The following is a 25,453-nucleotide window of genomic DNA, read 5'->3' as shown; positions in this document are numbered from 1 at the left end:
ATCAAATATTATCAAATAATTCCTTTAATTCTTTCACAGAAACAATCTGTTCTTCTTTACTAACTTTTTCTATCATATAATCTGTCACTTTATACTCAAGCGCTTGCCCTCTAACTAATTCCTGAAATTGTCCATCTGATTTAAAATGTTTAAATACTCTGTCAAATGATACATCTTTACTGACATATTGATTTACAATAACGTTCATAATATCATTTTGAGTTAATGATATTTCATGTTCTTTACTGAACTCCATAAATAGCATTGCAAGCTTTACACGTCTTTCAGCTTCTTTACAAGAATCACCTTTAGCATTCAACTCTCTTTCAACTCTCTGCTGTTCCTGTTTTACTACTTGTATAGGCAAATCAAAACTATAACTAGCATCCAAACAATCAAATAGCTCTTTCTTAATTAAGAGATCTCCCATTTCTTTACACTGATTATCAATTACTTCTTTTATATGATTTATTAGCGAAGAATGATCTTCAAAACCAATTCTCCTGGCTATTTCATCATCACTTTGCAAGTCTTCAGCAATCTGAATATCATTAATTCGAACAGAAAAAGCAGCCTCCTGCCCCGCAAGGGAAATTACTTGGTAATCTTCAGGAAATCTCAACTTAAAGCTTTTTGTTTCCCCTTTTTTCATGCCAATTAATTGATCTTCAAAACCATTTATAAATGTTCCAGATCCTAAATTAACAGTAAAATTTTTGCCACTTCCACCTTGAAAGAGCTTATTTCTAATTTGCCCTTCAAAGTCAATTATCAGTTTATCTTCGTTTTTTGCTTGATAAGAAGCATCATCAACAGAGATAAAATTAGGAAATTTTGTTTTTATAGAATCAGTAAATTCTTTTATGTCTCCCTCTTTGATTTTTGCCTTAACTTTCTTCAAATTTATTTTATCAAGATCTATTACTGGTACTTTTGGCATCGATTCAAAAGATAATTTGTACAGAAAGTCACCTTTTTCATCCTTTTTATCCAGGTTTGGTAATGACATAATATCAACCTTAGGATGGATATGAGACTTAACTTCGATTTTTTTCATTAAATCACTTGAGCAATAGTCAATCGTATCGTTTATCACATATTCCAAAGCTTCGTTTTTATAATTTGTAACAACAAGATCGTAAGGCATCTTTCCGGATCTAAATCCAGGCAATTTTGCATCCTTCGCTATTTCTTGTAATCTAGAGTTTATCTTTTGTTCTATATAATCACTACTAACTGTGATTTCATACTCATACTTTAGTTTATCTACACTAAGTTCCTTATAGGTATATATATTACTTAATGTATCTGTTTCGACTGCATTTTGACGTATATTACTAGACATTACAACCTGTTATCAATATTTTATTTATGTTTTAATAAAGCCACTTTACCAGAATTTAAGTTAAATACAATCCTTAAGAACAGGTTCTTGTACAAACAAAAGTGTACTTAGTGATTGTAAATTTTCTCTTAAAACCTGAGTTACATGACTTTAAGTGCGGATAGAGGGACTTGAACCCCCACGAGCAAGCTCACCAGGACCTAAACCTGGCACGTCTACCAATTTCGCCATATCCGCAAGAGCCCTTCATTAACTTATAGATAACCACTTCTGTCATCTTATACAATTTAAAGATTAGATCTTAGTACCACAGACTGAACTTATAATACTGGTTAACTCCACTATGAATCTAAGCCTGAATTACTTTAACTAACACTATTAAGATAAGTACTGTCTTAGAAATATTCAAGGCTTATTCAATTTATAGTATTTACACAATAAAAAAAGCTTATTAATATTCTTTAATTAAGGCTCTAAACTCTGGAAATTAATAATGAGATTAATAGCAAGCTTCTTACTCGCAATTTTTCTGATTACACAGAGTGGCTGTACGGCTCTTGTAAGTGGTATAGTGGTAACAGCAACTGCAGCGGCTACATCAATAATAATGCAAGATAAATCCTTGGGAAACATTATTGATGATACAACTATAGTAATAAGAATCAATAAGGGACTCTTAAAACACGGACTGTTCTCATCTATAAAAGTTAAAGTGAGTGAAGGAAGAGTATTACTCATTGGAAATGTTGATAATCATGAAAAGCAACTCACAGCAGAGAAAATAGCTTGGCAGCAAAAAGAGATTAAAGAAGTGATAAATGAAATAAGAGTCACACCAATTAAAATGGCTTCTATGCTAGATGTTACTGTAGATGGTATGATAACAGCAGAGATAAGCACAAGGCTTTTGGGAAAAAGAAATATTAAATCAATTAATTATAGTGTTAATACAGTTGATAGAGTCGTTTATTTGATGGGCATAGCTCAAAATAAGGCAGAATTAAAAGCTGTAATAGCAATTGCAAGAAAAGTAAAAGGAGTAAAGCAAGTTGTAAGTTATGTGAGATATAGACATAGCAAATTGCGCCATTGATGAAAATTTACTTGAGTGTTAGTACCATGTAGCTAAGTCATAAAACTCCTTTACAAATTTCGTCATTTCACTCTTATGGTACGTATAACAATGCTACAAAAAATAATATCATAGAATTCAATAGAATAATTTCTAGAAAATCTCTACATACTAAAAAAAGTAAATGCTATTTAAATAAGCTTAAGAATAAATAGCATTTATTTAACACTTCTTGTGCGATATGGCGTTTTATTCCTGAGATTTTTTTACCAGCGTCATAGCCTTTTTCTTCATCAGTGTCTGCGTTCTTTACACTCTGAGCGTCAATTATGCAAAAGCTGGTTTTTTCTTTCCAAACATTGTTTTGTCGGACCACACTAACTATTTTTTTTAACATGCACTCCAAAATACTTTTTTTATTTCCTTTTACTTTTTCACTCCATTTTTAAAGTAATCATAACAATTGCGCCGTTTTGGGAAACTCTTTTGGTAGCATCCTCCACTGATAAACACTTTTTAGGGCGTACAACACTCCGCAAAATATATCATACAAATCAAGTTTTTTTGGTTTTATTTTTTCTACAAGACTCCAGATCTGGTGAAATAATCTCAAACTTCTCTCGACTTATGTCACTTGGGTATACACTCCTCATATATCCTAATTTATACACTCTATTTCTTACTTTATGCCTTTCTTAAGATTATGAACAGGTTCTTAGAAAGCTAGCGTTTTACTAGTCATGTTCTTTATCTTGCTTTACAACAATGCATCTTTTCATTCCAGCCAAGTCGTATGCGTATTCCTGAAAAGCCAATCCATATAAGGGTATTATTTTGTCAATATTGCTTTGATCTTCGCCTATTTCAAGTATTGCAAACCCATCTTTTTTAAGGCACTTTTTCAATATTGGAAAAATACTCAGGTAACAGCTTAATCCATCGATACCACCATCAAGAGCAATTCTTGGCTCTTTTTGTACTTCAGCTTGCAGATCTTTTAACTTACTTCTTTTAATATATGGAGGATTGCTTATTATGAGATCAAATAAATCTCTGCATTCTGTCCACGAATTTGGAAATATTTTAGCTCTGTTGAGAAGATTATGTTTTTTTGTGTTCTGGCAGGTAATTTTGTATGCTTCCAGGCTTTTTTCAAAACCAACTCCAATAGCATATTCATACTCACTAAGTACGGAGATCAACAAACAGCCTGTGCCTGTGCCAAAATCTGCAATTTTTATTTTTTGCTTCTTATTTTGGTAATATTTTAACACTGTTGAAATTACTGTCTCACTATCTGGTCTTGGATCTAGAACATGTTGGTTAACTATAAAATTTTTACTCCAGAATTCACGATTACCTATTATTTGCGATATTGGATATCTTTCTGCTCTTTTTTTTGTTAAATTCCAGAATAGAAGCTCTTTGTTTCTTGGTACCTGATTGGTGTGATTCATGATTGTGAATGATCTTTCTACTCCAAGTACGTATTGCATGATGATTTCACAATCCAAATGTGGTGATTCAATTCTATGTGATGATAGTAGCTTTGACCCTTCTTTAATTAAAGTGCTGATTGTTTTCATTATTCTAAAAACGTGTTCCTTGTATGCAAGAACAGCAAAATTGAGTATAGAATTTTGAACTTAGGGTAGCTGCATTAAATCTAAGTGTCAAGAGTAGGATTGTAAAAATCATCTGGCTTTACTGGTAATTCGGTTAGTATTTTTGCATTAATGTTGAAACTCTTGGCTCTATTATAAGTTATAAGAATTATTTTCTGCATATTCTTTGATAGCCATCACAGTATATTACTTGTTCCATATCTATATTAATTCGACTACAGCAAGTGATAATTTCTTAATATTAAAACTAATATGCGCTTTAGCATATAATTATCAGTAGCTTTCAAAGCAATTAGGCTGAGATATTAGAGTAGTAATGTTTATTTTTATATTGACTATTGAGGTTTATTATTTTATAACTAAGACTTAGTTATTTTTAGAGTTTTAAGTTCACAGTATATGCCTACGATAAATCAATTAATATGTAAAGGTAGATCAGGGTTAACTCGCAAGAAGAAGGTGCCAGCTTTGGGAAAATGTAATCCTCAAAGAAGGGGTGTTTGCACTAAGGTATATACTACAACTCCTAGAAAGCCTAATTCAGCACTACGTAAGGTAGCTAGAGTAAAGATTAGTGGATACGGCGAAGTGACGGCTTATATACCTGGCGAAGGTCATAATTTACAAGAGCATTCCGTTGTTTTAATACGTGGTGGGCGAGTTAAGGATTTGCCGGGTGTACGTTATCACATAATAAGAGGTGCTCTTGATCTACGTGGTGTGCAAAATCGAAAGAAAGCTCGTTCAAAATATGGTGTAAAGAAATCTGGTTAAAATTTATGGCACGTCGTAATAAAGCAAAAAAAAGAACAAGCCCTGACTCTCGTTATGGTAGTGTCTTGCTTATGCGTTTTATTAATATAATTATGAAATGTGGTAAAAAATCTGTTGCAGAAAAGATTGCTTATAGTGCTTTATCCTTAGCTGAAAAGAAAATAGGCAAAGATGCCTTATCAATTTTTGAAACAGCAGTAGAAAATGTTACCCCTTCTATAGAAGTACGCTCTCGGCGTATTGGTGGTGCAACTTATCAAGTCCCTGTTGAAATTCGTCAAGATAGAGCAATTTCTTTGGCATTAAGGTGGATTGCTAGAGCAACTTCTGCTGCTCGAAAAAAGAGTGGCAGAACTACCGTTCATTGTTTGCAGTCTGAAATATTAGATGCTTATAATAAATGTGGTGGTGCATTTAAGATGTGTGAAGAGAAGTATAAAATGGCTGAAGCTAATAAGGCATTTTCTCATCTTCGTTTTTAATATTAGCTGGTTGATTGTGGTATGGAAGTTTTAATATCTAGGTATAGAAATATAGGAATAATGGCTCATATAGATGCTGGTAAGACCACCACAACAGAGCGTATTTTATTTTATACTGGTAAACAAAATAGGATTGGTGAAGTACACGATGGTGCAGCTTCTATGGATTGGATGGAGCAAGAGAAGGAGCGTGGCATTACAATTACCTCTGCTGCAACAACATGTTTTTGGAATGATCATAGAATTAATATAATAGATACTCCTGGTCATGTTGATTTCACTATTGAAGTTGAGAGATCTTTGAGGGTTTTGGATGGTGCAGTTGCTGTATTTGATGGAGTTGCTGGAGTTGAGCCTCAGTCTGAGACAGTTTGGCGTCAAGCTGATAAATATACCGTTCCTCGTATCTGCTTTGTTAATAAAATGGATAGAATCGGGGCAAATTTTTATCGATGTGTTGATATGATAAAAACGAAGCTTGGCGCATCACCTTTAGTTATTCAGTTGCCAATAGGAAGTGAGAAAGATTTTAAAGGTATAATCGATCTTATTTCTATGAAAGCTATTATATGGCAAGAAGAAACATTAGGCGCTAAATTTTCTTATGAAGATATTCCTTCTGATTTGCTTGATAAGGCTCAAGAGTATCGAAATCTTTTATTAGATGCTGCAGCTGAGATGGATGATGAGGCGATAAATACTTACTTTGAGTCTAATGATCTGCCAGTAGATTTGCTGAAAAAATGCGTGAGAAATGGAGCCATCAAAGGAAAATTTGTTCCTGTATTATGTGGATCAGCTTTTAAAAATAAAGGCGTACAACCACTTTTAGATGGTGTGGTTGACTTTTTGCCTTCTCCTATTGATGTTGATGTAATTGTTGGAACTGATCCTAAAGATTCAGAAAAGAAAATTGAGATTAAACCTTCAGAAAAAGAGAAATTCGTTGCTCTTGCGTTTAAAGTGATGACGGATAAGTTTGTAGGTAGCTTGACGTTTATTCGTATTTATTCCGGTAAGTTAAAATCTAAATCTGCTGTGTTAAATGCAGGAAAAAATGAGACTGAAGGAATTGGCAGAATGCTGCTTATGCATGCAAATAACAGAGAAGATATAAACGAAGCTAAAGTTGGCGATATAGTTGCCTTAGTTGGATTAAAGAGAACAATTACTGGTGACACTTTATGTTCACCTGATTTTCCTATATTATTAGAGCGTATGGAATTTCCTGAGCCTGTTATTGAAATTGCTGTGGAACCTAAAACTACTTCAGATCAGGAAAAATTGGGTGTTGCTTTAAATAGATTGGTTGCAGAAGATCCTTCTTTAAGAATGTCAGTAAATGCGGAGAGTGGACAGACCATATTGAAAGGCATGGGTGAGCTGCATCTTGAGATTATTATTGATAGAGTGAAGCGCGAATTTAACGTTGAGGTTAACGTCGGTGCGCCTCAAGTTGCATATCGTGAAACTATCACTAAATCTGTTGAAATTGATTATACTCATAAAAAACAGTCCGGCGGTGCTGGTCAATTTGCTAAGGTTAAAATAAAATTTGAGCCTCTTGAGCCTGGATCTGGATTTCAGTTTGAGAGCAAAATTGTAGGTGGTGCTATTCCGAAAGAATATATTCCTGGTGTGGAAAATGGATTAGAGTTGATCAAAAAAGGTGGTGTAATTTCTGGATTTCCAGTTATTGACTTTAAAGCTACTCTTATTGATGGTGCTTTTCATGAAGTTGATTCAAGTCCTTTAGCTTTTGAACTTGCTGCTAAAGGTGCTTTTAAAGAGATGGCAAGTAAAGCTGGTCCAAAAATGTTAGAACCTATAATGAAAGTTGAAATCATTACGCCTGAAGAGTATATGGGCGATATCATGGGCGATGTAAATAGCAGAAGGGGGCAAGTTTCAAGTATGGAAACGCATAATAGTAGCACTATAATTCTTGCTTTCGTACCTCTTGCGAATATGTTTGGTTATATAAATGTTTTGCGTTCTATATCTCAGGGAAGAGCTCAGTATAGTATGCATTTTTCTTGTTATGAACAAGTGCCACAATATGTGGTTGATGAGTTAAAGTTAAAGTATAATTAAAGGTTAGTAATTATGACAGCGATAGTAGAAGCATTTGGAAAGCCGCATGTAAACGTGGGAACGATAGGACATGTGGATCATGGGAAGACAACGTTAACAGCGGCGACAACAAAGCATTATGGTAGTTTTGTAGCATATGATCAAATAGATAAAGCGCCAGAAGAAAGAAAGAGAGGGATAACAATAGCAACAGCGCATGTTGAATATCAAACAGAAAAGAGACACTATGCACACGTTGATTGCCCTGGACATGCTGATTATGTAAAGAATATGATAGTAGGTGCAGCACAGATGGATGCAGCGATATTGGTAGTGTCAGGGGTTGATGGGCCGATGCCACAAACGAGAGAGCATATATTGCTGGCAAAACAGGTGGGTGTTGGATATATCGTGGTATATATAAATAAAGCTGATGTTGCTGATGCTGATATGATAGATTTGGTGGAAATGGAAGTGAGAGAGTTGCTGAGTAAGTATGGATTTCCAGGTGATGAAGTGCCTGTGATAGTTGGATCTGCATTAAAAGCATTAGAGGATGATAGTAGTGAGTATGGAAAGAAATCAATAGATAAATTGATGGAGAAGTTAGATGAGTATGTAGCAGTACCTCCAAGGCCTATAGATTTGCCGTTTTTGTTGCCAATAGAAGATGTATTTTCAATATCGGGCCGAGGGACGGTAGTAACAGGAAGAATAGAGAAGGGGGAGGTAAAGACAGGGGATGAGATAGAGATAATAGGTCTGAAAGCGACGCAAAAGACGATATGTACTGGTGTTGAGATGTTTAAGAAGTTGCTAGATAAGGGAAGTGCAGGACTCAATGTAGGAATACTACTAAGAGGAACAAAGAGAGAAGAAGTGGAGAGAGGGCAAGTATTGGCAAAACCAGGTACAATAACCCCGCATAAGAAATTTAATGCGGAGGTATATATATTGAAGAAAGAAGAAGGAGGAAGGCATACACCATTTTTTGGAAATTATCAGCCACAGTTTTATTTAAGGACAACGGATGTAACTGGGAGCATAAAATTGCTAGATGGAAAGGAGATGGTAATGCCAGGGGACAATGTAAGTATAGAAGTGGAGTTGCAAGTACCAATAGCAATGGATAAAGGACTGCGTTTTGCGATAAGAGAAGGTGGTAGAACTGTTGGTTCTGGCGTTGTTTCGGAGATTTTAGAGTAAATTTGAATTATAGGAGTGTAGCTCAATTGGTAGAGCGCTGGTCTCCAAAACCAGAGGTTGTAGGTTCAATTCCTATCGCTCCTGCATTAATGTTATGGTAGAAATGTTAAAAAACCTGTATGTTTTTTTTTGCGATATAAAGCAAGAAATAAGGAGAATTGCTTGGATAAAGAAACAGCAGGTATTGTCATCTTTGTTTACTGTAATAATTGTTATATTATGCTTTTCGATTTTCTTTTGCTTTGTAGATTTTATGTCTCTTTACGTAATTAAGACTTTATTTGGAATTATTTATGGAATATAAGTATAAATGGTATATCATTAAAGTCGATTACGGGTATGAGAGGGATATATGCGAGTTGGCAATTAATACTGTTTACTTTAAGGAGGTGTTTATTCCTTATCAGACAGTATGTGATGTAAAATCTGATATAAAAGAGTTATGTGAAGTATATATATGTATGCATCTGTGTGATGAAAGCAAAAATATTTTGAATCAAATGACTGGGTTTTGTGGTGATGAGTCTGGTCATTTTGAGATGATTTCAGATGATGAGGTAATTTTAAAACGTAAGGAATTTAATAGATATAAGTGGTACATTTTAAGAGTTGCCTCTAATTATGAAGAGAAAGTGCGCCAATATATATTAGAAAATTCTATGAGATTGAATATTAATAATTATTTTAATAGGGTTTTCATTCCTTGTGAAGAATTAAGTGAGATGGATTTAAAATCTAAAAAAAATGCTAAACGAAGGAAGTCCTTTCCTGGTTATGTCTTTTTATATATGAATTTATGCGATGAGGTATTAAATTTTATTAATAATATACCAAAATCTCTTAAGGTTTATGGATTTTTGAAAAATGGTAATGTTCCAAAGGTGATTGAGGATAATGAGATTCGCTCAATGTGTAGTGCGCTTTATAATGCTCAAGAAACGAAAAAGTTGAGTTATGGTTATGAGAAAGGTGAAAAAGTAAAAATCAATGATGGTCTTTTTCAAAATTTTACTGGTAAGGTAGATATGGTAAATGATGAGAAAAAAATTATTAATGTTGAAGTATCAATCTTAGGTAAGCCAACAATAATAGAGCTTGATTTGGCTCAAGTAGAGAAAATAGAGGATTAATTATGAGTAATGTAGTTGCTAAGATTAACTTACTTATGGAAGCTGGGAAAGCAGTCCCAGGACCGAAAATTGCTTCAGTACTTGGCCCGCGTGGTATACCTGTTCCTAAATTTTGTGAAGCTTTTAATAAAGCTACTAGCGCTGCTAACGCTAGTTATAAAGTAGGTGATTTAGTAACAGCGAGAATTTCCATAAAGGATGATCGCTCTCATGATTTTACTGTCAGCGGTCCGCCTGTGGCTTATTTGCTTAAGCAGGAAGCTAAATTAAGTAAAGGTTCTGGTAATTCTGGTAAAGAATTAGTGGCTAGATTATCTATGTCTGCTATCATTAAAGTGGCAAAGTGTAAGATGGTTGATATGAAAGTGGATAATGAAGATTCAGCAGTGAAGATGGTTATAGGCACTGCAAAATCTATGGGTATAGAAGTTGTGGAAGGTTAGGTAAATGAGTACATATAATGATAATTCTAAGCAGTGTTTGGAGAAGATTGTCGAGTTTGCTTCAGCAAAATTTAATGAATCAGTTGATATCGCAGTCAATTTAGGTGTAGATTCACGTAAATCTGAAGAGCAGGTGCGTGGTACAGTAGTTTTGCCTAAAGGTATCGGGAAGAATATTAAAGTAGCTGTTTTTGCTCAAGATAAACATTTATTAGAAGCTGAAAAAGCTGGTGCTGATATTACAGGAGGAGAAGATTTAGTTGAAGAGATAAAAAAAGGTAGAAAGTTGAATGTTGATTGGTGCATCACTACTCCTGATTTTATGGCAAAAATCACTCCTATTGCAAAAGTATTGGGTGCTAAAGGGCTGATGCCTAACCCTAAATTTGGTACTGTGACTTCTAACATTGCGGAAACTACTAAAACCATTAAGTCTGGTCAAATAAAATTCAGGACGGATAAAAATGGGGTTATTCATGGTAAATTAGGAAGTATTAAATTTGATATTGATGATTTGCTGGAAAATTTAAAAGCCTTTCTTAAAGTAATTAGAGACAATAAACCTGCTTCTGTGAAAGGAGTTTACTTTAAAAGCGTTTTTTTAAATTCAACTATGGGTAAAGCTCATAAAATAAACAAAGTAGAAGATATAATTTAAGGGAGCGAAGTTGTGAAGCGTAAAGATAAGGATGAATTTATACAAAACATAATGAATGTATTTGTAAATAATGATTTCTTAATATTGGTAAATTTCAAGTCTATGAATGTTAGCAATTCATTAATTCTTAGGAATAGTCTAAAATCTGTAATGGGTGGGATGTTAGTAGTTAAAAATACTCTAGCTTGCTTGGCTTTGGAAAGGACTGGTAAATTTTCTTATTTATCAGATAAATTTTCTGGTTCTGTTGCTATTATATACTCTAGCGCTATAGTAGAAGCTGCAAAGTTAATAGTTGATTTTATTAATGCTAACAAAGAAAAAATGTCTGTGATTTGTGCGGCTCATATAAATGAATTGTTAACAGTGGAAGATGTTAACAAATTGGCTAAGCTTCCCTCTTTGGATGAATTGCGTGTTAAAATTATGCGTTTAATATCTTATGATATTCCTGCTAGGTTAGCATTGTCTATTAATTCATCTTCTATGAGGCTTATGAGAGTTTTGGGTTACTGTAGTTCTAAAAAATAAATTTGTTGTTAAATAAGGTGGTAAGTATGAATAATGTAACAAGTGATTTGGTTGATAAAATATTATCTTTAAATCTATTAGAGGCTTCTGAACTTGTAAAGGTTCTAGAAGAAAAAATAGGGTTGCCTAATGGTTCTTTTCTTGGTGGAGCTATTGGTGCTGGGGTGTCTATTAGTGATAATGCTACTGCTCCTGTTGCTCAAGGAAAAGATGAATATAAAGTTGTAATCAAAGAGATTGATGCAAGCAAAAAAATAGGAGTGATTAAAGCTATTAGAGAAGTTAATTCTACATTGAATTTAAAAGAAGCGAAAGAATTAGTTGAGTCTTTACCCAAAGATTTGACTGCTAATGTTTCTAAAGACGAAGCAGAAAAAATAAAGCAAAAACTTATTGAAGCAGGAGCAACTAAAGTTGAGCTTGAATAAAATGTTAGTATATTAATTTTATGTTGATATAGCTCTTTTAATTAGTGAAGGTATTTTAATGGTTGATTCTTCTTATATGTGTGCTTCTAGTGCTTTTGTTCCTAGAGTTTCTTATTCCAGGTCGATTGATTTAAAAGATTCTTTGTTGGATTTGGTTAAAGTCCAAAAGGGGTCGTATAATTCCTTTACTCCTAATAATGAGAGTAATGAAAGACTTGAAGCTATCTTTCATACAATTTTTCCAATATCTGATCCTTTGCATAGGGCTACTATCGAATTTTTGAATTGTAGGGTAGATGATCTTAAGTATAGTGAATCTGAATGTATAAAACGTGGCATAACTTTTTCTGCTCAGGTTATTGCTTCTATACGTCTTGTTATTATGCAGGATGGTGTTTCTCTTGAAAAATACCAAGAGATTAAAGAATATGATGATCATTCTAAGCTTGCAACTGTTATAAAATCTGCTGAAGAGCAGGAGGTTCGCTTTTGTGAACTGCCTATGATGACTGATAAAGGTACTTTCATCATCAATGGCGTAGAGAAAGTTATCGTTTCACAAATGCATAGATCTCCTGGAGTGTTTTTTGATAGTGATAAGGGAAAAACTTACAATTCTGGCAAACTGATCTATTCTGCTAGAGTTATTCCTTATAGAGGTTCTTGGCTTGATATTGAGTTTGATGTTAAAGATCATTTGTATTTTCGTATTGATAGAAAGAGAAAGTTGCCAATATCAGTTTTATTAAAGGCTTTAGGCTTATCAAATAATGACATACTTAATAGACTTTATGAAAAAATAGAATATATAAAACATAAAAGTGGCTGGAAAGCACCTTTTTTCCCTGATAAATTCAAGGGAGTGAGGCTTCCTTTTGATTTAAAGAATGTTGAAGGTAATGTGTTACTTAAAGCTAATGTTCGTATTACTTCAAAATTAGCTAAAAATCTATATGATAACGGGTTGAAAGAGTATCTAATTCCTTATGATTCTATATGTGGTTTATTTCTTGCAGAAGATTTAATAGATAGTGCTAGTTCTACAAAAATCTTATCTGCTGGTGAATCTATAAAATTAGAGGATATAAAAAAGCTTGAATTATTATCTATAGATAAAATATCAGTGTTGAACATAGATAATGTTTCTGTTGGACCTTACATATTAAACACACTTTTCTTAGATGAAAACATGTCTTATGAGAACGCTCTATATGAAATATATAAGGTTTTGCGTCCAGGTGAAGTTCCTGTTTTAAAGATAGTAGAGGAGTTTTTTCGTAATCTTTTCTTCAGTCCGGAATATTATGATTTGTCTAACATTGGTAGATTGAAACTTAACTCTTGCCTTGGGTTAAATTATGAGGAAAATTTAACTACTTTAACACATGAAGACATTATTGAAATTATAAGAAAAATAGTATTGTTACGTGATGGTCAAGGATCTGTAGATGATATTGACCATTTAGCAAATAGAAGAGTCCGTTCAGTTGGAGAGTTTATAGAAAATCAATTTAGAACTGGATTATTAAAATTGGGACGGGCAGTAGTTGATTCTATGTCTACTTCTAGTTTAGATAAAGTCTCTCCATCTGATTTTATAAATCCAAAAGTGTTAACCAATGTCTTAAGAGATTTTTTCAACTCTTCCCAATTATCTCAATTTATGGATCAGACTAATCCATTATCTGAAATAACACATAAAAGAAGGTTGTCAGCGTTAGGTCCTGGTGGTTTAACAAGAGAGAGGGCGGGGTTTGAAGTGCGTGATGTTCATCCAACTCATTACGGAAGAATTTGCCCTATTGAAACTCCTGAGGGGCAGAATATAGGCTTAATTAACAGCTTAGCTATATACGCTCGTATTAATAAATATGGGTTCATTGAAAGTCCTTATAGGAAAGTAGTTAATAAGGTTGTTACTGATCAAATTGAGTATCTGTCTGCTATAGATGAAGGTTTATATTATATAGCCGATACCAGCGCAAAGCTTGATGAGAACAACTGCTTTGTTGATGATATGTTATACTGTAGGTATGCTGGTACCTTTGTAATGGTAAATAGTAATCAAGTAAGTTACATTGATTTATCTCCTAAGCAGGTAATATCGGTTGCTGCTTCTTTAATTCCATTTCTAGAAAATGATGATGCTAATAGAGCGTTAATGGGTTCAAATATGCAGCGTCAAGCTGTACCTTTATTGAAGCCTACTGCTCCTTTGGTTGCTACTGGAATGGAGTCTTTCGTAGCTTCTGGCTCTGGTGCTGTAGTTTTAGCAAAACGTGGTGGCATAGTTGACAGCTCAGATAGTAACTCTATAGTTATACGTGCTTTTGACAAAGGAGGAATTAACTACTTGGATGTAGATATTTATCATCTAAGAAAATTTCAGCGTTCTAACCATAATACTTGTATTAACCAGAAACCACTGGTGCATGTAGGTGATTGTGTTAAGGAAGGTGATGTGATAGCTGATGGTCCTGCTATTAATAACGGTGAATTGGCACTTGGCCAAAACTTGCTAGTCGCTTTTATGTCTTGGCAAGGTTATAATTTTGAAGACTCAATCATTATTTCTAGTGAAGTTGTTAAAAAAGATCTATTTACTTCTATTCATATAGAAGAATTTGAATGTGTTGTACATGACACTCCTTTAGGGTCGGAAAAAATAACTCGTGCCATACCCGGTGTTAATGAAGAAAATCTTTATCACTTGGATGATAGTGGTATAGTAAAGGTTGGTACAAGAGTTGGTCCAGGTTATATTTTGGTGGGGAAAGTTACACCTAAGCATTCTCTTTCATTGCCTCCTGAGACAAAATTGTTAATGACAATTTTTGGTGAAAAGTCATTCGATTGTGTGGATTCCTCTTTATATACATCTCCAGATATTGAAGGGATAGTGATTGATGTGCAGGTCTTTACACGCAGAGGGGAAGAAGAAAACGAAAGGGCGTTTCTTATTAAGCAAAAAGAGGCAAACGACTTTGAGAAAGAACGAGACCATATAATCAATGTTATTAATCAATATTTCTATGATGAATTAAGAAAAATTCTTATTAATTCTGGCTCTCAAGATCGAGAAAGTATTAATTTTATTGAACGTGAGGGATGGTGGGATATAGGATTGAAAAACCAATCTATTTCTAAGCAAGTTGAGAGCTTAAAAAAAGATTTTGATGAAAAAGTATCACATGCAATAACAAACTTTAAGCGAAAAGTAGAAAAATTGCATGAAGGTTATGATCTGCCTCAAGGTGTGTCGATGTCAGTAAAAGTTTTTATTGCTGTAAAACATAGTTTGCAGCCAGGGGATAAAATGGCTGGTAGACATGGAAATAAAGGTGTGATTTCTCGAGTTGTTCCAGTAGAAGATATGCCTTATTTAGAAGATGGTACTCCTATTGATATTATTCTTAACCCTCTTGGCGTTCCTTCGCGAATGAATGTAGGTCAAATATTGGAAACGCATGTAGGTTGGGCTTGTAAAAAATTAGGAGAAAAAGTAGGCAATATTCTTGATGAGATCAATAAAATCAAACGTGCTTTTTGTGAGGCAATTAGATCTCTCAGTGATAATGATTTTGAAAAATTTGCAGCATTATATCTTGATAATAAAAAATTTGAGGATATTAATGATGATGAAATAACGGCTTCTATTTTAGATACGCCTAATAAGGATGAATTAAATAATGAATTGACTACATTAGTAGAGAATTATTTCAACTCTTGTAAAGATGCACACAGTAGTTTACGTTACTTCCTGATTGAGGTTTATAGTTGTGGCAGTAATTTATCTATTTGTAATAACATTCGCGATATTAATGATAATCACCTCATTGAATTTGCGTATAAGTTGCGTGATGGCATTCCTGTTACTGCACCTGTATTTGAAGGTCCAAAAGATGAACAAATAGTAAAGCTATTTGAACTTGCTGGATTGGATAACTCTGGGCAAGTTGTATTATATGATGGTTGTTCGGGTGAGAAGTTTGATCGCAAAGTTACAGTTGGTTACATGTACATGCTTAAGTTGCATCACTTAGTAGATGGTAAAATTCATGCGCGTTCAGTAGGTCCTTATAGTTTGGTTACTCAACAACCTCTTGGAGGAAAGTCTCATTTTGGTGGTCAGCGTTTTGGTGAAATGGAATGTTGGGCATTGCAAGCCTATGGTGCTGCTTACACTTTGCAGGAAATGTTAACTGTGAAGTCTGATGATATTAATGGCAGGGTTAAGATTTATGAATCGGTAATAAAAGGTGACAGTAACTTTGAATGTGGAATTCCTGAATCCTTTAATGTCATGATAAAAGAGTTGCGTTCCTTGTGTTTTAATGTGGATTTGAAGCAAAATGACATAGTAATTGAAGATATATCTCATACTAATATCGCACAATCTTTTAATGAGGTTAGCATTTCCATTGCCAGCCCTGAAAGTATTAAACGTATGTCTTATGGAGAGATAACGGATGTTTCAACTGCAAACTACCGTACATTCAAAGTTGAGAAAGGTGGATTATTTTGTCCTAAAGTTTTTGGTCCTGTCAATGATGACGAATGTTTATGTGGAAAGTACAAAAAAAGAAGACATAGGGGCCGTATATGCGAAAAATGTGGAGTAGAAGTTACATCTTCTAAAGTAAGAAGAGAAAAAATGGGTCATATAGAGCTTGCATCTCCTGTTGCTCATATATGGTTTTTGAAGTCACTTCCTTCAAGAATTGGAGCATTATTAGATATGTCTCTTAGAGATATCGAAAGTATTTTATATAGTGATAATTATGTTGTAATAGATCCCCTTGTTTCCTCTTTTAAAAAAGGTGAAATTATTAGTGAGAAAGCTTATAATGAAGCTAAAGATAGCTATGGGGTCGATAGCTTTATAGCTATGCAAGGTGTTGAAGCTATAAGAGAATTGCTAACACGCCTTGATTTACATGAAATTAGGAAGAATTTAAGACAGGAGTTAGAGTCTGTTGCTTCTGAAATGAGAAGAAAGAAAATTATAAAGAGATTGCGTATTGTTGAAAATTTTATCAAGTCTGGAAACAGACCTGAGTGGATGATACTTACAGCTATACCTATTTTACCACCTGACTTGCGTCCCTTGGTATCGCTTGAAAGTGGTCGACCTGCAGTTTCTGATTTAAATCATCATTATAGAACTATTATTAATAGAAATAATAGATTGAGGAGATTGTTAAGTTTAAATCCTCCTGAGATTATGATTCGTAATGAGAAAAGAATGTTACAAGAGGCAGTTGATTCTCTTTTTGATAATAGTCGTCGTAATACTCTGGTAAATAAAGCTGGTGCTACTGGATATAAAAAATCTATTAGCGATATGCTGAAAGGAAAGCAAGGTCGTTTCCGTCAGAATCTTTTAGGAAAAAGGGTAGATTACTCTGGACGTTCTGTAATAGTTGTTGGTCCAACTTTGAAACTAAATCAGTGTGGATTACCGAAAAGAATGGCTCTTGAGTTATTCAAACCTTTTGTTTACTCAAGGCTTAAAATATATGGAATGGCTCCAACTATTAAATTTGCTAGTAAGTTAATAAGAGCAGAAAAGCCAGAAGTTTGGGATATGCTTGAAGAAGTAATAAAAGAGCATCCTGTTTTGCTAAATAGAGCGCCTACGCTACATAGGCTTGGTATTCAGGCTTTTGAGCCAGTCCTTATTGAAGGTAAAGCAATACAGCTTCATCCACTTGTTTGTACAGCATTTAACGCTGACTTTGATGGTGATCAAATGGCGGTACATGTGCCAATTTCATTGGAAGCTCAACTTGAAGCTAGAGTGTTGATGATGTCAATTAATAACGTTTTAAGTCCTTCTAATGGAAGACCGATTATAGTTCCTAGTAAAGATATAGTGCTTGGTATATACTACCTAACTTTACAGCAACTTAAGGAGGATGATTTACCACTTTTCTGTGCTTTTTGTGAAGTTGAGCATTCCTTAAACAACGGTACTCTACATGTTCATTCTCATATAAAGTACAAAATGGAATACATCAATAGCGATGGAAACATTCAGTATAAAACTATTTTTACAACTCCTGGACGTTTAATATTATGGCAGATTTTTCCTAAACATGAGAATCTAAGCTTCGATTTAATAAATCAGGTATTAACAGTTAAGGAAATAACTAGCATTGTTGATTTAGTGTATCGTAGCTGCGGTCAAAGTGCTACAGTGGTATTTTCTGATAAATTGATGACACTTGGCTTTGAGTATGCTACATTTTCTGGTACTTCTTTTAGTCGTTGCGATATGGTCATACCTGAAACTAAAGCTACACACGTTGATTATACAAGGGGTGAAATTAAGAAATTTTCTGCACAGTATCAAGACGGGCTAATCACTAAAAGTGAGAGGTATAATAAAGTTATAGATGAGTGGTCTAAGTGCACAGATATAATAGCGAATGATATGTTAAAAGCGATATCTGTGTATGATGAAAATAGTAAGTACAATTCAATATATATGATGGTTAGCTCTGGTGCAAGAGGTTCTACTTCCCAGATGAAGCAGTTAGCAGGAATGCGAGGGTTAATGACCAAACCTTCTGGTGAAATTATAGAAACACCTATAATTTCTAATTTTCGCGAAGGATTAAATGTATTTGAATACTTTAATTCTACTCACGGTGCGCGTAAAGGTTTAGCTGATACTGCGCTTAAAACTGCAAACTCTGGATACTTAACTCGTCGCTTGGTTGATGTATCTCAAAATTGCATAGTTACAAAACATGACTGTAAAACGAAAAATGGCCTTATTGTAAGAGCTATAGTTGAAGGTAGTACTATAGTTGCATCTCTGGAGAGTGTTGTACTGGGTAGAACATCTGCAAATGATATATATAACCCAGTAACCAAAGAGTTATTATTAAAAGCAGGGGAATTAATTGATGAAGATAAAGTAAAGCAAATCAATATTGCAGGTCTTGATGCTATAAAAATTAGATCACCTTTAACTTGTGAAATAAGTCCTGGTGTGTGTTCTTTGTGTTATGGAAGAGACCTTGCAACTGGTAAAATTGTTTCAATAGGTGAAGCAGTTGGTGTTATTGCTGCTCAATCTGTTGGAGAGCCAGGTACTCAGTTAACGATGCGTACTTTCCATATAGGTGGGGTAATGACTAGAGGTGTTGAATCCTCAAATATTATAGCTTCTATTAATGCTAGAATAAAATTAAACAATAGTAATATAATTATAGATGAAAATGGAAATAAAATTGTGATAAGCCGTTCCTGTGAAGTCGTTTTAATTGATAGCCTTGGTAGTGAAAAATTGAAGCACAGTGTGCCTTATGGTGCTAAACTTTATGTAAATGAGGGTGAGTTAGTAAAAATTGGTGATAAAGTTGCGGAATGGGATCCGTATACACTACCTATTATTACGGAAAAGAGTGGTACAATATCTTACCAGGATTTAAAAGATGGAATTTCAATCACTGAAGTGATGGATGAATCTACAGGAATATCAAATAGAGTAGTAAAAGATTGGAAATTGCACTCTGGTGTAGCTGATTTACGTCCTCGTATTGCACTGCTTGATGATAATGAAAAAGTAATAACACTTTCAAGTGGTGTGGAAGCATGTTACTTTATACCAGTTGGTGCAGTGCTTAATGTACAGGATGGCCAAAAGGTTCATGCAGGTGATGTTATCACAAGAACGCCAAGAGAGTCAGTTAGAACTCGTGATATTACTGGTGGCTTGCCTAAGGTTATAGAATTATTTGAAGCACGTCGTCCTAAAGAGCATGCTATCGTTAGTGAAATAGATGGCTATGTAACGTTCTCTGAAAAAGACCGTAGAGGAAAACGCAGTATAGTAATTAAAACTGTAGATGAGCAAGCTTCTCCAGTTGAGTATTTAGTATCAAGAAGTAAGCATGTAATAGTCAATGAAGGTGATTTTGTGCGTAAAGGTGATTTATTGATGGATGGCGATCCTGATCTTCATGATATTCTACGTGTGCTTGGGTTAGAAGCGTTAGCACACTATATGATTTCTGAAATACAGCAAGTTTATAGATTGCAAGGTGTGCGCATAGATAACAAGCATTTAGAAGTAATCTTAAAGCAAATGCTACAAAAAGTAGAAATTACCGATCCTGGTGATACTATGTACTTAATTGGAGAAAATATCGACAGGCTGGAAATTGATAGAGAAAATGATGCTATGAATAACTCTGGAAAACGACCTGCTCATTATCTTCCTATTCTGCAGGGAATTACTAGAGCAAGCCTTGAAACTAATTCCTTTATTTCTGCTGCCTCTTTCCAAGAAACAACAAAAGTACTTACGGAAGCAGCATTTTGCGGAAAGAGTGATCCTTTGAGTGGGTTAAAAGAAAATGTTATAGTAGGAAGGTTAATTCCTGCTGGTACGGGTCTGATTATGAATAAGGTGAAAGCACTTTCTCTTTGTGAAAATATAGATAAATATGAAAAATATTTTGATATTGAGACTTATGACGAAAAATTGCTGAGTGATAATAGTTATCAATTACATTCTGATAAAGAAGAGAGTGTGGTGGTATCGCACTATGATCAGTCAAATTGAATATAGCTAATGAGGTAGTATGTTTAATCTGTTTTTAACTAAAAAAATCAATTATATTTTCTTTCACCTCTGTGCTGTCTATTATATTATTTACTCTTACACGAAATTCAGATGAGTTTTGAAGCCCGCTACTGTACCATCCTATATGTTTGCGGGCCATCTTTATTCCTGTATCGCTTCCATAGTACTCAAGAATACTGTCATAATGCTTGAGTATTATGCTTAATCTCTCTGAGGCTGTTGGCTCAGAAACTTTATTTCCACTCAAAAAGTTTATTGCTTGATTAATCAGCCAAGGTTTGCCGTAAGCACCACGACCTATCATTACTCCATCTGCCCCAGATTCTTTAAGTGCACTTTGAACATCATTCAAACTCTTAATATCTCCATTTACTATAACTGGAATTTTTACCTGCTCTTTAACATTTCTAACGAATTTCCAATCTGCTTGACCATTATAAAGCTGTGCCCTTGTCCTTCCATGTACAGTAATCATCTTTGCTCCCAAATCTTCTGCAATTTTTGCCAAGCGCGGAGCATTACGATTTTCGTCATTCCATCCAGTACGCATTTTTACTGTAACTGGCACACTCACTGCCTTGACTACAGCTTTTATTATCTCAGCAGCCTTTTTTTCATCACGCATAAGTGCTGACCCTGCGTAACCGTTTACAACTTTTTTAACTGGACAACCAAAATTTATATCTATGATTTTTGCACCCATGCCCTCGTTTAACTTTGCAGCTTCCGCCATAACATCAGGCTCACAACCAGCAAGTTGTACAGCGGTTAGTTCATCGACTTTTGCTTTTTGCATGCTCTGGCGAGTTTGCATTATCATAGCTCTGCTTGCAATCATTTCTGAGACTAGCAAACTTGCACCAAGTTTCTTTACAATACTCCTAAATGGATAGTCAGTCACTCCAGACATTGGCGCTAAAATAACTGGAGAATCAATAGCCAAATTTCCTATTTGAAGAGACATAGGCTTTCTAGTTGTTAAACAATGCATTTTTGACACTGTTATAAGCTGCTATTATAACACCTTGCATAAATGAATTTGCTTTCTCTATAAGAGAAGGTTCTACCTCTACTACCTCAGCTCTCTCATAATGACCAGGTGTTAAGTGTATTGTTTCTTGTTTTTTGTCATTCCATAAATCATCATTTCGCTGATAACCTTGATTTATCATTTCAGGATTTGGCCTAAATATACCTTGATTATGCAATACATGAGGATGAAGATAGATTTCAACGTTTGCCAATGAAGCCAAGATAGGAATTTCCTCTGTGAAAATAAAGTAATTTTGATTACCAATTGCCTCTAGATAGGATTTATAAATGGATTTACCATTGAGAAAAGAATTTGCTACAGCACCACTATTGTAATTTCTATCATATTTTCTTTCACTAATATTGAGGTTACTAATACTAATACTTCTTAAATCACCTACAACTTCATTTTCTTCTAATGTAGTAAGACAGCATAACTTTCTTACTAATTTCTTAGTCCTTTTTTTGACCTTCTCTACCCGTCTATTTGTATGCTTAGCCAAATCTTGTATTGAATCCGACCTACCAATCAAATGATTTGGATTTTCTAAGAATGCACTAAAAACTTTCTGCATCTGTTCTTTCAATAACTTAGGCATCCTCGAATCATTCAAAGAGTTAAATTGACTTAAAAAATTGTGCCATTCCATTCTCATATCTTGTGCTCTTTCAGCTTTATATGTACCAGAGCTATTATCACCAAATACAGCATGGAAAAAGCAGTTGCCATCACCTGTAGTATTGTATGTAACAACTTTATATTGCTTATCTTTTGCTGAATTTACATCTATCCCACTATCTCCTGAAGCATTAGAATTTCTACGACTATTGTTACTTGAGGCAGGTTCACTTCCTGGTACAATACTACTATCTGTAGATGGAGAATAGGAATTTCTACGTACCCTCTTATCCGAATCATTTGTTTGTCTTGATATAGTATCTAGTCCACTATCCAATGGTTTACTTCTTGTGAATTTTTGCTCTTTTGGACTCTTTTCTTCCTTTACAGTCCCTTTTTCATCAACATAACCTTTTACCAAGTGAAATAAAGGTTCAACGACCATTTTGTATGTCGCTGCAAGCACTATTCCCATTAAAATCCAAACTATAGGGTTGGAGATGAGCATAGCAAGTGGTAAGGTTAAGAGGAAAGATCCCATTATCAATCCCAAACAGCCAATGGTAAATGTAGTCGCCAAATATATACACAAAGCGTAGACAGCAAATCTTCCACTAGCCTTAAGTTTAGTGAAGTGAGTACTCTCTTTAAATGTATTGTACTTTTCTCGGATGCCCAACATGTTATATTTTATGAATACTACGTTAACTAATTCTAGCAAATTATGAAGGTAAAATCAATATTAGCATTTATATGTAAAAATATTGAGCATTAAAAGCTTTTGAAGTACAGTAATGATGTTAGTAATAGTACAACATATGCATGATATAGAAGATATACGCAAAAACCCTGAAGGATTTGAAAAAGCAATAAAAAGCAGAGGGGTGAAAGAATTTACTACAGAAGAAATATTAGATGTTGATGATGAAAGAAGATTACTGACTACTACATTGCAAGATTTAAATAGGCAGCGCAATGGAATCACAGAGGAAATAAAGAAGCTTAAAATGAGCAAGAGCTCCTCTGAAAATGAGGTAGAAGTGTCAAGAAACATAACAAATGAGATAAAAGCAATCAGCTTAAAAGAGCAAACGGAGAAAGATAACTTAATGAATATCTTATCTAACTTACCAAATATCCCTGCACAAAACGTGCCAATAGGTGAAGATGAGAGCTCCAACGTAGAAATCAGAAAATATGGAGAAAAAAGGCAATTTAGTTTTATGCCAAAATTTCATTATGAACTCGGAGAAAGGTTAGGCTTGATGGATTTTGAGCAAGCAGCAAAAATTTCTGGATCAAGGTTTACAATATTAAAAGGACAGTTAGCTAAGCTTGGACGAGCATTAATAAATTTTATGCTGGAAACACATGTTAATGAATTTGCCTATACTGAGGTGTATCACCCAGCCCTGGTGAAAAACGAGGCGATGTATAACGTTGGTCAGCTACCAAAATTTTCCGATGATTCATATTTAACTACCGATGAGTTAAGATTAATTCCTACAAGTGAAGTATTTTTAACAAATTTAGTTGCTGACAAAATAATAGAAGAAAAAGAACTGCCTATTCGTTTTACTGCATATTCAGAATGTTTTCGTAAAGAAGCTGGCAGCGCAGGACGAGATACAAGAGGCATGATAAGGCAACACCAATTTGGTAAAGTGGAATTAGTAAGCATCACAACTGAAGACCAGTCAAAAGACGAGCTTGAACGTATGACTAGTATTGCTGAAGAGATATTAAAAAAACTAGAATTACCATACAGAGTAATGCTACTTTGCAGTGGCGATATGGGTTTTGCTGCACAAAAGACTTATGACATAGAGGTATGGTTACCTGAGCAAAATAAATATAGAGAAATATCAAGCTGCTCAAATTGCGGTACGTTCCAGGCAAGAAGAATGAACACTAAATACTTCTTAGAAACTGACAGAAAAACAAAAAAATACGTTCACACTTTAAACGGCTCAGCTTTAGCCATAGGAAGAACAATTGTTGCCATAATGGAGAATTATCAAAATTCCGATGGGTCAGTTACAATACCAAACGTGTTGCAAAGATACATGAGTAATGATACTGTCATAAGCAAACAATAATTTTGACATATATAGAAAAGCGAGGAAATGAAGATGAAGGTTTTGGTTATAGGTTCTGGTGGGCGTGAGCATGCTTTACTTTGGGCTCTAAAGAAGTCTCCTACCTTGACTAAGTTATATGTTACTCCTGGTCGCCCAGCCATGGAGAATTTTGGAGTTCTTGTGAATATAAATATTCAAGATTCAGTGGATGTTACACAATTTTGCAAGAAAGAAAATATAGAGCTAGTAATTATTGGTCCAGAGCAGCCGATAATTAATGGGCTTGCTGATGATTTAACTGCGGAGGGGATAAACGTTTTTGCTCCAAGTCAAGCAGCTGCAAAACTTGAGGCATCAAAGTCTTTTACGAAGGAACTATGTAAACAATATGGTATACCAACCGCCAAGTATGAGCGTTTTATTGATGAAAGGTTAGCTAAAAATTTTGTCCGTAGTAATAAAATAAAATTGCCGCTTGTAATTAAAGCAAATGGAATTGCAGCAGGGAAAGGTGTCATAATATGCCACACAGAAAATGAGGCTTTTTCAGCAATAGATTCAATGCTAGTGGAGAAAAATCTTGGTGAGTCAGGTGAAGAAATAATCATAGAAGAGTTTTTAATTGGAGAGGAAGTAAGTTTTTTTGCTCTTATTGATGGGTTGAAGGTAGTAACCCTTGGGTGTGCAAAAGATTACAAGAGAGTTGGTGAAAATAACGAGGGACAAAATACTGGAGGCATGGGGTCATACTCATCACCTTCGATTATAAGTAAGGAGATAGAGCAAAAAATTATCCAAAAAATAATATATCCTACAATTCAAGCACTGACTAACATGGGAACATCCTATAAAGGAGTACTCTTTGCTGGTTTAATGATTTGCAAAGATAGTCCAAAGCTTCTTGAGTATAATGTTAGGTTTGGGGATCCGGAAATACAATCTATGTTACCTAGACTTGATCCAAATTGTGATTTGTTAAAGTTGATGTTGTCAGTTGCAGAAGGTAAGTTAAATACAAAAATGGTGGAATTTAATCACAAAACTACAGTTTGTGTAGTTGTTGCAAGTAAAGGCTATCCTGGTGATTATCAAAAAGGAGAGGTAATTAAAGGATTAGATAAAATTGAAAACATTCCTGGAGTGCTAGTATTTCATGCTGGCACTAAGCGAGATGAAAGTGGCAATTGGATTTCAGATGGCGGAAGAGTGCTAAATATAGTAGGAGAAGGAAACACTGTGGAAGAAGCTAAAAGTAAAGTGTACTCAGCGTTAAATTTTCTAGAATGGTCAGGTGGTTTCTTCAGGTATGATATTGGTAGTTAATTTAGCTCATGCAGAAACAAAAAAGTCACTTT

The 25,453-nt window shown here is 34.4% G+C and carries 18 protein-coding genes, 2 tRNA genes and 1 pseudogene; 15 read left to right on the top strand and 6 right to left on the bottom strand.

The window, feature by feature from the left end:
• Position 1: 1 nt before the first annotated feature.
• Both tig and BBB02_RS01425 read right to left on the bottom strand, forming a co-directional pair.
• A complete protein-coding gene (gene tig, locus BBB02_RS01430) occupies positions 2-1,345 on the bottom strand; it encodes a trigger factor (RefSeq protein ID WP_127463728.1) in 1,344 nt (447 codons plus the stop codon).
• A gap of 155 nt (positions 1,346-1,500) precedes the next feature.
• Positions 1,501-1,582 (bottom strand) — tRNA-Leu (locus BBB02_RS01425).
• 256 nt (positions 1,583-1,838) lie between these two features.
• On the opposite strand from BBB02_RS01425, the gene BBB02_RS01420 reads away from it, so the two are divergent.
• Entirely contained in the window at positions 1,839-2,438 is a 600-nt protein-coding gene (locus tag BBB02_RS01420; RefSeq protein ID WP_127463727.1) for a BON domain-containing protein, read from the top strand.
• A gap of 214 nt (positions 2,439-2,652) precedes the next feature.
• On the opposite strand, the pseudogene BBB02_RS06765 reads toward BBB02_RS01420, so the two are convergent.
• Positions 2,653-3,070: pseudogene (locus BBB02_RS06765) on the bottom strand (transposase); the annotation flags it as partial.
• Positions 3,071-3,151: 81 nt separating this feature from the next.
• On the bottom strand, positions 3,152-4,003 hold the full coding sequence (prmC, locus tag BBB02_RS01405) for a peptide chain release factor N(5)-glutamine methyltransferase (protein WP_127463724.1): 852 nt from the start codon (positions 4,001-4,003) through the stop codon (positions 3,152-3,154).
• Between the two features lie 438 nt (positions 4,004-4,441).
• Between prmC and rpsL the strand changes: the two genes are divergently transcribed.
• The 12 genes from rpsL (at position 4,442) to BBB02_RS01345 (ending at position 20,345) form a co-directional block, all read left to right on the top strand.
• Positions 4,442-4,816 carry a 30S ribosomal protein S12 gene (rpsL, locus tag BBB02_RS01400; protein ID WP_010406837.1) on the top strand — a complete coding sequence of 125 codons (375 nt, stop codon included), beginning with the start codon at positions 4,442-4,444 and terminating at the stop codon, positions 4,814-4,816.
• A 5-nt stretch (positions 4,817-4,821) separates the two neighbouring features.
• Positions 4,822-5,298 carry a 30S ribosomal protein S7 gene (rpsG, locus tag BBB02_RS01395; RefSeq protein ID WP_127463723.1) on the top strand — a complete coding sequence of 159 codons (477 nt, stop codon included), beginning with the start codon at positions 4,822-4,824 and terminating at the stop codon, positions 5,296-5,298.
• Between the two features lie 21 nt (positions 5,299-5,319).
• Positions 5,320-7,392, top strand: a complete 2,073-nt coding sequence (gene fusA, locus BBB02_RS01390) for an elongation factor G (protein WP_127463722.1) — start codon at positions 5,320-5,322, stop codon at positions 7,390-7,392.
• Positions 7,393-7,404: 12 nt separating this feature from the next.
• On the top strand, positions 7,405-8,577 hold the full coding sequence (tuf, locus tag BBB02_RS01385; RefSeq protein ID WP_127463721.1) for an elongation factor Tu: 1,173 nt from the start codon (positions 7,405-7,407) through the stop codon (positions 8,575-8,577).
• Between the two features lie 11 nt (positions 8,578-8,588).
• Positions 8,589-8,661 (top strand) — tRNA-Trp (locus BBB02_RS01380).
• A gap of 10 nt (positions 8,662-8,671) precedes the next feature.
• Complete coding sequence (secE, locus tag BBB02_RS01375) at positions 8,672-8,881, top strand: preprotein translocase subunit SecE (protein WP_127463720.1); 210 nt, start codon at positions 8,672-8,674, stop codon at positions 8,879-8,881.
• On the top strand, positions 8,871-9,707 hold the full coding sequence (nusG, locus tag BBB02_RS01370; protein ID WP_127463719.1) for a transcription termination/antitermination protein NusG: 837 nt from the start codon (positions 8,871-8,873) through the stop codon (positions 9,705-9,707). The genes secE and nusG overlap by 11 nt, the downstream gene beginning before the upstream one ends.
• A gap of 2 nt (positions 9,708-9,709) precedes the next feature.
• Positions 9,710-10,150 carry a 50S ribosomal protein L11 gene (locus BBB02_RS01365; protein ID WP_127463718.1) on the top strand — a complete coding sequence of 147 codons (441 nt, stop codon included), beginning with the start codon at positions 9,710-9,712 and terminating at the stop codon, positions 10,148-10,150.
• A gap of 4 nt (positions 10,151-10,154) precedes the next feature.
• A complete protein-coding gene (gene rplA, locus BBB02_RS01360) occupies positions 10,155-10,808 on the top strand; it encodes a 50S ribosomal protein L1 (protein ID WP_127463717.1) in 654 nt (217 codons plus the stop codon).
• Between the two features lie 12 nt (positions 10,809-10,820).
• The gene (rplJ, locus tag BBB02_RS01355; RefSeq protein WP_127463716.1) at positions 10,821-11,339 is read left to right on the top strand and encodes a 50S ribosomal protein L10; all 519 of its coding nucleotides are present in this window, start codon (positions 10,821-10,823) and stop codon (positions 11,337-11,339) included.
• Between the two features lie 26 nt (positions 11,340-11,365).
• On the top strand, positions 11,366-11,767 hold the full coding sequence (rplL, locus tag BBB02_RS01350; protein WP_127463715.1) for a 50S ribosomal protein L7/L12: 402 nt from the start codon (positions 11,366-11,368) through the stop codon (positions 11,765-11,767).
• A gap of 58 nt (positions 11,768-11,825) precedes the next feature.
• Entirely contained in the window at positions 11,826-20,345 is an 8,520-nt protein-coding gene (locus BBB02_RS01345) for a DNA-directed RNA polymerase subunit beta/beta' (RefSeq protein ID WP_127463714.1), read from the top strand.
• Between the two features lie 34 nt (positions 20,346-20,379).
• On the opposite strand, the gene dusB is transcribed toward BBB02_RS01345, so the two are convergent.
• The gene (dusB, locus tag BBB02_RS01340; protein ID WP_127463713.1) at positions 20,380-21,330 is read right to left on the bottom strand and encodes a tRNA dihydrouridine synthase DusB; all 951 of its coding nucleotides are present in this window, start codon (positions 21,328-21,330) and stop codon (positions 20,380-20,382) included.
• 7 nt (positions 21,331-21,337) lie between these two features.
• The gene (locus tag BBB02_RS01335; RefSeq protein ID WP_179948510.1) at positions 21,338-22,699 is read right to left on the bottom strand and encodes a hypothetical protein; all 1,362 of its coding nucleotides are present in this window, start codon (positions 22,697-22,699) and stop codon (positions 21,338-21,340) included.
• 136 nt (positions 22,700-22,835) lie between these two features.
• On the opposite strand from BBB02_RS01335, the gene serS reads away from it, so the two are divergent.
• Positions 22,836-24,116: a serine--tRNA ligase gene (gene serS, locus BBB02_RS01330; RefSeq protein WP_063630664.1), complete on the top strand. Its 1,281-nt coding sequence runs from the start codon at positions 22,836-22,838 to the stop codon at positions 24,114-24,116.
• Positions 24,117-24,149: 33 nt separating this feature from the next.
• The gene (gene purD / locus BBB02_RS01325; RefSeq protein WP_127464286.1) at positions 24,150-25,421 is read left to right on the top strand and encodes a phosphoribosylamine--glycine ligase; all 1,272 of its coding nucleotides are present in this window, start codon (positions 24,150-24,152) and stop codon (positions 25,419-25,421) included.
• Positions 25,422-25,453 lie beyond the last annotated feature (32 nt).

The organism is Wolbachia endosymbiont of Bemisia tabaci, from assembly GCF_003999585.1.
GTDB lineage: Bacteria > Pseudomonadota > Alphaproteobacteria > Rickettsiales > Anaplasmataceae > Wolbachia.
The sequence above is the reverse complement of the archived record's forward strand: the minus strand, read 5'-3'. Positions and strand labels throughout refer to the sequence as shown.

What these genes read in the sequence shown, in the direction of transcription:
- rplA (WP_127463717.1), top strand. Translation starts at nt 10,155, where the DNA reads ATGAGTACATATAATGATAATTCTAAGCAGTGTTTGGAGAAGATTGTC.
- BBB02_RS01345 (WP_127463714.1), top strand. Translation starts at nt 11,826, where the DNA reads ATGGTTGATTCTTCTTATATGTGTGCTTCTAGTGCTTTTGTTCCTAGA.
- tig (WP_127463728.1), bottom strand. Translation starts at nt 1,345, where the DNA reads ATGTCTAGTAATATACGTCAAAATGCAGTCGAAACAGATACATTAAGT.
- rpsG (WP_127463723.1), top strand. Translation starts at nt 4,822, where the DNA reads ATGGCACGTCGTAATAAAGCAAAAAAAAGAACAAGCCCTGACTCTCGT.
- purD (WP_127464286.1), top strand. Translation starts at nt 24,150, where the DNA reads ATGAAGGTTTTGGTTATAGGTTCTGGTGGGCGTGAGCATGCTTTACTT.
- nusG (WP_127463719.1), top strand. Translation starts at nt 8,871, where the DNA reads ATGGAATATAAGTATAAATGGTATATCATTAAAGTCGATTACGGGTAT.
- BBB02_RS01365 (WP_127463718.1), top strand. Translation starts at nt 9,710, where the DNA reads ATGAGTAATGTAGTTGCTAAGATTAACTTACTTATGGAAGCTGGGAAA.
- secE (WP_127463720.1), top strand. Translation starts at nt 8,672, where the DNA reads ATGGTAGAAATGTTAAAAAACCTGTATGTTTTTTTTTGCGATATAAAG.
- dusB (WP_127463713.1), bottom strand. Translation starts at nt 21,330, where the DNA reads ATGTCTCTTCAAATAGGAAATTTGGCTATTGATTCTCCAGTTATTTTA.
- rpsL (WP_010406837.1), top strand. Translation starts at nt 4,442, where the DNA reads ATGCCTACGATAAATCAATTAATATGTAAAGGTAGATCAGGGTTAACT.
- tuf (WP_127463721.1), top strand. Translation starts at nt 7,405, where the DNA reads ATGACAGCGATAGTAGAAGCATTTGGAAAGCCGCATGTAAACGTGGGA.
- BBB02_RS01420 (WP_127463727.1), top strand. Translation starts at nt 1,839, where the DNA reads ATGAGATTAATAGCAAGCTTCTTACTCGCAATTTTTCTGATTACACAG.
- serS (WP_063630664.1), top strand. Translation starts at nt 22,836, where the DNA reads ATGCATGATATAGAAGATATACGCAAAAACCCTGAAGGATTTGAAAAA.
- rplL (WP_127463715.1), top strand. Translation starts at nt 11,366, where the DNA reads ATGAATAATGTAACAAGTGATTTGGTTGATAAAATATTATCTTTAAAT.
- BBB02_RS01335 (WP_179948510.1), bottom strand. Translation starts at nt 22,699, where the DNA reads ATGTTGGGCATCCGAGAAAAGTACAATACATTTAAAGAGAGTACTCAC.
- fusA (WP_127463722.1), top strand. Translation starts at nt 5,320, where the DNA reads ATGGAAGTTTTAATATCTAGGTATAGAAATATAGGAATAATGGCTCAT.
- prmC (WP_127463724.1), bottom strand. Translation starts at nt 4,003, where the DNA reads ATGAAAACAATCAGCACTTTAATTAAAGAAGGGTCAAAGCTACTATCA.